We start from the raw sequence: 8,684 nt of genomic DNA on the forward strand, positions 1-8,684 counted from the left end.
CACGCTGCGCTATCGACAAGCTCAGTACAAGTCTTGCCCGCGTGAGGGTTTCGCTCACACTACAGCCCATCATTGTTATCTTGACAAACTACTAGTGGCCTGTCAAATTTCTATTTGTTGATGAGGTTTATAGTTTATAGGCTCTCTATTTTCCCTCAAAATCACAATTTTTAGCCCGACAGACCACTAGCGCGAATGCAAAAAAAGTTAATTTTTGCCAACTAATAATCAATGCTTTATTTTCTTTAGAGCAGGAATTTTTAGTCTGTAAAATCAGATATGAGTCCTATACCATTCAAGAGTTGAATTATTTGTGACTTCTACCCCAATACTGCCAACACGTCCTCAGACTAACTCAAGTCGAACTATTAACACATCTACCCAAGGTTCGACTTTAGCGGACATTCTCGAAAGGGTTTTAGATAAGGGCATTGTGATTGCTGGCGATATTTCTATATCTATCGCATCCACCGAACTTGTACATATTCGGATTCGCTTGTTAATTTCCTCTGTGGATAAAGCCAAGGAAATGGGCATCAATTGGTGGGAAAGCGATCCTTATCTCAGCACTAAGGCTCAACGTTTGGTTGAAGAAAATCAACAACTTCAGCATCGTCTAGAGAGTCTAGAGGCAAAGCTAAATTCACTGACATCTTCTAGTGTGAAAGAGGAAATCCCCTTAGCAGCAGATGTTAAAGATGATTTGTATCAAACCAGTGCAAAAATTCCATCACCTGTAGATACACCAATTGAAGTTCTAGATTTTCAGGCTCAATCCAGTGGGGGAACTCCACCATATGTAAATACATCAATGGAAATTCTCGATTTCCAGGCTCAAACCAGTGAAGAAAGTTCATCACCTGTAGGTTCAACCGTGGAAATTCTCGATTTCCAGGCTCAAACCAGTGAAGAAAGTTCATCACCTGTGGTTTCAACCGTGGAAATTCTCGATTTTCAGGCTCAAACCAGTGAAGAAAGTTCATCATCCGTAGATCCAGCGATTGATGTCTAACCTAAACTATCTAGGCTTGAAGTATCTGAAACTCCTGAAACTTTAATAATCAAATTGCATCAAAGACATTTAAAACTTTAGGTTGCATCATAAAAATGGTTTGCACTCCCGCTGAAAACTTCAACAATTCACTGACCATTGCTTCTAAACCCAAGAATGAAGCGGGTTTAGCTCCTTTACTTTTGACTGTATTGGAATTGGTGCGTCAGTTGATGGAAGCTCAAGTAATTCGGCGCATGGAAGAGGATTTACTGAGTGAACCTGACTTAGAACGGGCAGCAGACAGTCTGCAAAAGTTAGAAGAACAAATCTTACATTTGTGTGAGATGTTTGAGGTTGACCCGGCAGATTTGAATATAAATTTGGGAGAGATTGGGACTCTTTTACCATCTTCCGGTTCTTATTATCCAGGTCAACCCAGTAGTCGTCCTTCTGTATTAGAGCTATTAGATCGACTTTTAAATACTGGAATTGTTGTAGATGGTGAGATAGATTTAGGTATCGCTCAAATCGATCTTATTCACGCTAAATTACGTTTAGTTTTGACATCAAAACCAATTTAATCCCAATTTATCAATCATAAATTTAGGTTTAATTTATTCACAGCTTATGAGTATTCCTCTTTATTTGTACGGCATTTTTCCAAATACAATTCCTGAAACTCTTGAGCTTGAAGGATTGGATAAGCAACCTGTTCATAGTCAAGTGGTTGATGAGTTTTGTTTCTTATATTCAGAGGCTCGTCAAGAAAAATATTTGGCTTCTCGCCGTAATTTGTTAACTCATGAAAAAGTTTTAGAACAAACAATGCATGAGGGTTTTCGTGTTCTTCTCCCCCTGCGGTTTGGATTAGTGGTTAAAGATTGGGAAACCATCATGAGTCAATTGATTAATCCCCATAAAGATCAATTGAATCAATTGTTTCAAAAATTGGCAGGCAAAAGAGAGGTAAGCATTAAAATTTTCTGGGATGCTAAAGCGGAATTACAAACCATGATGGAGTCTCATCAGGATTTGAAGCAGCAGCGCGACAACATGGAAGGCAAAAAGTTGAGTATGGAGGAAGTCATCCAAATTGGACAATTAATTGAAATTAATCTCCTAGCCCGCAAACAAGCTGTAATTGAAGTTTTCTCTCAGGAGCTAAATCCTTTCGCTCAGGAGATTGTAGTCAGTGAGCCTATGACGGAAGAAATGATTTACAATGCAGCCTTTTTGATTCCTTGGGAAAGTGAATCTGAATTTAGCGAACGTGTTGAAGTGATTGATCAGAAATTTGGCGATCGCTTACGTATTCGCTACAACAATTTTACTGCTCCCTATACATTTGCCCAGCTTGATTCATAGGAGTTATTACGATGCTGACGAAACTGTTACTACTGCCCATCATGGGTCCTCTGAATGGAGTTGTCTGGATTGCAGAGCAAATCCAAGAGCGGACTAACACTGAATTTGACGCCCAAGAAAATTTGCATAAACAATTATTAAGCTTGCAACTTTCCTTTGATATTGGCGAAATTGGTGAGGAAGAATTCGAGATTCAAGAAGAAGAGATTCTTTTAAAAATTCAAGCCTTAGAAGAGGAAGCACGCTTGGAACTAGAAGCTGAACAAGAGGAAGCACGCTTAGAATTAGAAGCTGAACAGGAAGACTTTGAATATCCACCTCAATTCACAGCAGAAGTTAATAAAGATCAACATCTCGTCTTGTTACCTTAGTATTGATGGGCGCAAGTAAGCGACTTCTTTTTATATTCAAAACCCTTAGAAAACGGTAATTGGGAATTATCCTATAGGAATCCTATTTGATTGTTGAAAAAGTGAGAAAGTCCAAGCCTTTCCTGATCGGTGTTACAATCTAAGTATATTGAGTAAAATTCAAATAGGATGGTTATATAACTAGTAGTTTGTCAATATAAAAATGATGGACTGTAGTGTGAGCGTCTCGCTCACGCGGGCAAGATGCCCGCACTACCAAAAACCCGTCAAAATAAATTTGACAGATTACTAGTACAGAATGGATCTTAATATTCAACCTCAAAAGTTTGGTAATTATTCGACTCAACAAAAATATTTGAACGCACTATATTTTGAGCAGTATTTGAGTGAGGTTGACGCAATTTATGAATCGTTTTTTCTGTCGCTTCTATCTGTTGATTGAGGATATCTAAGCGTTGTTGAAGTAAACCCATTCGTTCTTTAATAGAATACATATCTCGCTGAATACGTTGTTTCTCCGTCACCATTTTATAAAGATCCAATTGACTTGATGCATCAGACTTAGTCCGAGGCATTGTGCTAATTTTAGCTCTGCTAATACTGCGATTACTAATTGTTTTCATGAAAAATACCTGAATATTTTTTATCATTATAACCAAGTTTTTGTAATTGTAAATCCCCAAATTATCTGGAAAAAAATTTATCTCTTATTTCCATGAATATGAACTTTAGGTACTTCGTAACAGCAAATATTTTTATCTAGGTGAAATATATGGAATTAGAAAATCTCTACACTTATGCTTTTTTGGAAATACCTAGCTCTCCCTTGATTTTGCCACAGGGTGCTGCTAATCAAGTAGTGCTAATTAATGGTACTGAACTTGCGGCTATTGTCGAACCGGGGATATTTTTAGAATCATTCCAAAATAATGATGAAAAAATTATCCAAATGGCTTTATCCCATGATCGAGTAATTTGTGAACTTTTTCAACAGATTACAGTTTTACCCTTGCGGTTTGGAACTTATTTTACTTCTACAAATAATCTGCTAAACCATTTAAAATCCCATGAAAAAGAATATCAAAATAAGCTAGAAAAGATCAATGGTAAAAACGAATTTACTTTAAAATTGATCCCACGAATGATAGAAGAAATAGTACCATCTGAAGGGGGAGGTAAGGATTATTTCTTAGCTAAAAAGCAACGCTATCAAAACCAAAATAACTTTAGTATTGCTCAAGCAGCAGAAAAACAAAATCTTATTGATTTAATCACCAAAGTTAATCAATTACCCGTTGTTGTTCAAGAACAAGAGGAACAAATACAGATTTACCTCTTAGTTAGTTGTCAAGATAAGACCTTACTTTTAGAACAGTTTTTAACCTGGCAGAAAGCTTGTCCAAAGTGGGATCTACTTTTAGGAGATTGTCTTCCTCCTTACCACTTTATTTAGTGATTATTTATTAAGTAAGTCGGCGCAAAGAAACCAAACTATGTAAAGATAAGTAAATACGGAAAATAAATCTACTGAGGTGATTAAAATATGGGCGCTCGTTTAAGGGTATTTTTAACTCGTGAGCAAGATAAGTACAAAACGTATTAAATTCAACAAACATACTCCTGCTTAACTTTTCCTTACATAGTTATAAACTTTTCCGCCGACCTACTTAGTCTTTTCGTTAATTTTTTAACTTTATTATGAACCAGTACGACTCACTTAATTTGGTCATGTTTAGCGGCAAAGGTGGAGTTGGCAAAACTACCACTTCTTGCAGTTTTGCTCGTTATTGGGCAAAACAGTTCCCAGAAGAAACAATTTTGTTACTTTCTACAGATCCGGCACATTCTTTAGGAGATGTATTACTGACAGAAGTGAAAGATTATGCTTCACCATTAACAGATTTGCCTAATTTGAGTGTTCAGGCTTTAGATGCTGAAAAACTGCTCTTAGAATTTAAGGCCAAATATAGCGAATTTTTAGAACTACTGGTTGAGCGGGGAAGTCTAGCAGACGGACAAGATTTAGCCCCAGTTTGGGATTTGAACTGGCCTGGTTTAAATGAATTAATGGGGTTACTAGAAATCCAACGTCTACTGTCTGAAAAAAAAGTAGATCGCATAGTAGTTGATATGGCTCCTTCTGGTCATACCTTAAACCTATTGCGATTGAAAGATTTCTTAGATGTGATTTTAAATTCATTAGAGTTATTCCAGAAAAAGCATCAGGTGATCACAGAAACTTTGACCAGAAAAAACTATACTCTTGATGAAGTTGATGACTTTTTGGCTGATCTAAAATTTCAATTAGCAGAAGGGAGACGACTGCTACAGGATAATCAATTTACAGGTTGTATAGTTGTCGCCATTTCCGAACCTATGTGTTTTGCCGAAACCGAGCGATTCATAGAAAGTTTAAAAAACCTAGATGTTCCCTATGCGGGAATAATAATCAATCGAATTTTGGCAAATTCAGATACAGAGCTAGACCGCTATGCAGAACAGCAAAACTTCATCAATAAATTCCTCAAAATTTCCCCAAATAAACCCGTTTTCATAGTACCACAACAGCAATTCCCACCTTTAGGTGGGTTAGCATTAGATAATCTAGCAGGACAAATTCAAAATATTGATCAAGTGGAACTCGCTTCTCCACCACCAATTCAATGGCCGACTAAAATTTTACCAAGCTTTACTGATTTTGTAGCGGAAGGCTGTCAATTGATTGTTGTCGGTGGCAAAGGAGGAGTTGGTAAAACCACAGTGTCAGCAGCCATGGCCTGGGCTTTTGCTAATCGTTATCCTGATAAAAACATTCGCGTAATTTCCATAGATCCTGCTCATTCCTTGGGAGATGCTTTTGGTGAAAAATTAGGACATGAACCAAAATTATTAGCTCCCAATTTAAGTGGACAAGAAATCAATGCTGAGAAAATATTAGATCAATTTCGTGCCGATTATCTTTGGGAATTGGCGGATATGATTAGTGGTGAAGGAACAGAAGCAGACGCAACAATAAATATTGCCTATCTTCCAGAGGCTTGGCGGCAGATTATGTCTCAAGCTTTACCAGGTATTGATGAGATGCTATCCCTAATCACCATCATGGATTTATTAGACAGCAACCAGCAAGATTTGATTATTCTAGATACAGCACCCACCGGTCATCTTCTGCAATTTTTGGAAATGCCAACTGCATTAGGAGATTGGTTATCTTGGATATTTAAGTTATGGATGAAATATCAGAATGTCTTAGGTCGAGTTGATTTCATTGGGCGGTTGCGAAATCTGCGCCAACAAGTGGTTAAAGCTCAGAAGAAATTAAAAAACCCAAAGCATACCCAATTTGTGGGTGTAATTCAGGGAGAAGCGGCAATTATAGCTGAACATATTCGCTTAACAGAATCTCTAAAAACCATAGGAATTCAACAGCGTTATGTGGTACAAAATCGCTACACTCAAGATGTAGAGATTGAGAGCAGCTTATTTTCACAGCAAACAATTATTCGCTTACCTAAGTTACCCAGATCTGTCGAACCCATGGCCAGAATTCAAGGTGCCGCCAATCTTTTATTTTAAGTGGATAATGTAGCCAAGAAACAATGGTTTTTTTAGAGTCAATTTTTGGAGGAATCTGATGAGTGATTTATTCAAGGGATTTGAGCAGTTAGTGGAACTGGTAAAAGCTCTGGAAGAAAAAGCAGAAAACGGAGAAATCAAGACCAATGTCCAGTTTAATTCCCGACCCCTAAGCAGTATTCCCAGAACAGGAAATATGCCCCGTACTAGTAATATGGGGGGTAATATGGGCAGTATGGGTAATGATGTGGGTACAAGTCGGATGAACACTCAATCCCCCCCAGCTTCTGGTGCAGGTCCCTCAGATCCAGTTGTTCCTCCCGATCCTACTTCAGGTATTGCTCTTAAAGATATCGGTGGACTGAGCGAAATTCTTAAAGAACTCAAGGAACTGATTGCTATTCCTTTAAAACGCCCTGACCTCCTCGCCAAATTAGGACTAGAACCCACCCATGGCGTACTGTTGGTTGGTCCGCCAGGAACGGGCAAAACCCTCACCGCCCGGGCTTTAGCTGAAGAACTGGGCGTTAACTACATTGCCATTGTCGGTCCAGAAGTCATCAGTAAATATTACGGTGAAGCGGAACAAAGACTGCGCGGTATCTTTGAAAAAGCCGCCAAAAATGCTCCCTGTATTATTTTTATTGATGAAATTGATAGCCTCGCCCCAGACCGCAGTGCCGTAGAAGGGGAAGTTGAAAAGCGTCTGGTTGCCCAATTATTAGGCTTAATGGACGGTTTTTCCCATAGCCCAGGGGTGATTGTTCTCGCGGCTACCAACCGCCCTGACCACCTTGACCCAGCCCTGCGACGACCGGGAAGATTTGACCGGGAAGTGCAGTTTCGCATTCCTGATATCAACGGCCGTAAAGAAATTCTGCAAATTCTCACCCGTTCCATGCCCTTGGATAACACCGTTGACCTCGATTTTATCGCCGAGCGGGCGGTGGGATTTGTGGGGGCTGATTTGAAGGCAGTTTGTCAAAAGGCGGCTTACACAGCTTTGCGTCGTCAAGTTCCTTCTATAGAGGTGCAAGCACCAGAAAACATGACGGTTATTCAAACTGATTTTTTGCAGGGACTAAAGGAAATCAAACCGGCTGTACTTCGGAGTGTGGAAGTTGAAGTTCCCCAAGTTGCTTGGGATGATATTGGTGGTTTAGAGAATATTAAACAAACCCTGCGAGAATCCGTAGAAGGGGCGCTACTTTATCCAGAACTTTATCTACAAACTAAGGCTATAGCTCCCAAGGGTATTTTGCTATGGGGTCCTCCGGGAACTGGCAAAACTTTATTAGCCAAGGCTGTGGCTTCCCAGGCCAGGGCTAATTTTATTGGTGTCAACGGACCAGAGTTACTGACTCGTTGGGTGGGCGCTAGTGAACAAGCAGTGCGGGAATTATTTGCCAAGGCGCGACAAGCAGAACCCTGTGTGATATTTATTGATGAAATTGATACCTTAGCCCCAGCACGAGGAACTTACAGTGGTGATTCTGGCGTGAGTAACCGGGTAGTAGGGCAATTATTAACTGAGTTAGATGGTGTAGAAGTCGGTGCAAGTATTCTGGTCATTGGGGCGACAAACCGTCCTGATGCTCTTGACCCAGCGTTATTACGGGCAGGTAGGTTAGATCTACAACTTAAAGTAGATTTACCTGATTTGGCCAGTCGTTTAGATATTTTGCAGGTCTATACTCAGGGACGACCATTATTAGATGTGAATTTAACATATTGGTCTGAAGTCACAGAAGGCTGGAATGGCGCTGATTTAGTGTTGCTGTGCAATCAAGCTGCTGTGGAAGCTATTCGCCGTTTCCGAGGGCAAGGACAGACAGATCCTGCTGATATCAGAATTACTAATGATGATTTTGAATATTCTCATCAGGTTTTAGTCAGTCAACGTCATGCTTAATTAGATTCTCTCTGTTACCCCTGGCTGCAAGCAATTTGTCCGGGGGTCGCAAAACATAGAAAAGTAAGTGCAATGGCCATACTACTGGTAATTGTTTTCAGCGTCGCTACAACTGGATAGAATCGTTATGAATTGATTTAGCGATCGCTTTACAGCAGTTTCCGATATTATGGGGTAAAGACACCTTTTTGATTTGGCATTTAACAGGTGGTACAGAAGGCGGTTTGCATATCACTGATGTTACCAACCCACCTTCCGCACCCTAAACTGTCACACAAGGAAAAATGGTCGTTTGGGGATTTGAGATTGGCGAACTGCTTGCAGCAGCGCTTCGCTATCGCCACCTAAGATTCCAACAATTTTGTATCAAAATTATCATCAAAGGTATTCAAAAATCCGAAATTACCGATTGTGACACTGGGGGGTGCGGAATGTCGGTTATAAGTTAGACTAATCAATTAAAGTA

Annotated in this window: 8 protein-coding genes; 7 read left to right on the forward strand and 1 reads right to left on the reverse strand. The window is 39.6% G+C overall.

Features of this window, described 5'->3' with window-relative positions; all coding sequences use genetic code 11:
• The first annotated feature begins 313 nt into the window (after positions 1-313).
• The 4 genes from gvpJ to FJR06_RS06110 all read left to right on the forward strand — a co-directional run bounded on the left by gvpJ (position 314) and on the right by FJR06_RS06110 (position 2,730).
• Positions 314-1,012: a gas vesicle protein GvpJ gene (gene gvpJ, locus FJR06_RS24250; protein WP_371415574.1), complete on the forward strand. Its 699-nt coding sequence runs from the start codon at positions 314-316 to the stop codon at positions 1,010-1,012.
• A gap of 95 nt (positions 1,013-1,107) precedes the next feature.
• The gene (locus tag FJR06_RS06100) at positions 1,108-1,575 is read left to right on the forward strand and encodes a gas vesicle protein GvpJ (RefSeq protein WP_015080756.1); all 468 of its coding nucleotides are present in this window, start codon (positions 1,108-1,110) and stop codon (positions 1,573-1,575) included.
• A 46-nt stretch (positions 1,576-1,621) separates the two neighbouring features.
• The gene (locus FJR06_RS06105) at positions 1,622-2,359 is read left to right on the forward strand and encodes a GvpL/GvpF family gas vesicle protein (RefSeq protein ID WP_168634591.1); all 738 of its coding nucleotides are present in this window, start codon (positions 1,622-1,624) and stop codon (positions 2,357-2,359) included.
• Positions 2,360-2,370: 11 nt separating this feature from the next.
• Positions 2,371-2,730 (forward strand): gas vesicle protein GvpG, encoded by a 360-nt coding sequence (locus FJR06_RS06110; RefSeq protein WP_039203147.1) that lies wholly within the window; start codon positions 2,371-2,373, stop codon positions 2,728-2,730.
• Between the two features lie 305 nt (positions 2,731-3,035).
• Here FJR06_RS06110 and FJR06_RS06115 read toward each other — a convergent pair whose 3' ends face one another.
• Positions 3,036-3,353: a hypothetical protein gene (locus FJR06_RS06115; protein WP_041458074.1), complete on the reverse strand. Its 318-nt coding sequence runs from the start codon at positions 3,351-3,353 to the stop codon at positions 3,036-3,038.
• A gap of 149 nt (positions 3,354-3,502) precedes the next feature.
• Here FJR06_RS06115 and FJR06_RS06120 point away from each other — a divergent pair, with 149 nt between their 5' ends.
• From FJR06_RS06120 to FJR06_RS06130, 3 genes are all read left to right on the forward strand, one after another.
• Positions 3,503-4,183: a GvpL/GvpF family gas vesicle protein gene (locus FJR06_RS06120; protein ID WP_015080759.1), complete on the forward strand. Its 681-nt coding sequence runs from the start codon at positions 3,503-3,505 to the stop codon at positions 4,181-4,183.
• Between the two features lie 245 nt (positions 4,184-4,428).
• On the forward strand, positions 4,429-6,306 hold the full coding sequence (locus FJR06_RS06125) for an ArsA family ATPase (protein ID WP_015080760.1): 1,878 nt from the start codon (positions 4,429-4,431) through the stop codon (positions 6,304-6,306).
• Between the two features lie 58 nt (positions 6,307-6,364).
• Positions 6,365-8,218 carry an AAA family ATPase gene (locus FJR06_RS06130; protein WP_168651046.1) on the forward strand — a complete coding sequence of 618 codons (1,854 nt, stop codon included), beginning with the start codon at positions 6,365-6,367 and terminating at the stop codon, positions 8,216-8,218.
• Positions 8,219-8,684 lie beyond the last annotated feature (466 nt).

It is taken from the genome of Dolichospermum sp. UHCC 0352, from assembly GCF_009711925.1.
Lineage (GTDB): Bacteria > Cyanobacteriota > Cyanobacteriia > Cyanobacteriales > Nostocaceae > Dolichospermum > Dolichospermum lemmermannii.

Excerpts from the sequence above, each read along its gene's own strand:
- FJR06_RS06110 (WP_039203147.1), top strand. The coding sequence starts at position 2,371 with ATGCTGACGAAACTGTTACTACTGCCCATCATGGGTCCTCTGAATGGA.
- FJR06_RS06100 (WP_015080756.1), top strand. The coding sequence starts at position 1,108 with ATGGTTTGCACTCCCGCTGAAAACTTCAACAATTCACTGACCATTGCT.
- FJR06_RS06115 (WP_041458074.1), bottom strand. The coding sequence starts at position 3,353 with ATGAAAACAATTAGTAATCGCAGTATTAGCAGAGCTAAAATTAGCACA.
- FJR06_RS06120 (WP_015080759.1), top strand. The coding sequence starts at position 3,503 with ATGGAATTAGAAAATCTCTACACTTATGCTTTTTTGGAAATACCTAGC.
- FJR06_RS06105 (WP_168634591.1), top strand. The coding sequence starts at position 1,622 with ATGAGTATTCCTCTTTATTTGTACGGCATTTTTCCAAATACAATTCCT.
- FJR06_RS06130 (WP_168651046.1), top strand. The coding sequence starts at position 6,365 with ATGAGTGATTTATTCAAGGGATTTGAGCAGTTAGTGGAACTGGTAAAA.
- FJR06_RS06125 (WP_015080760.1), top strand. The coding sequence starts at position 4,429 with ATGAACCAGTACGACTCACTTAATTTGGTCATGTTTAGCGGCAAAGGT.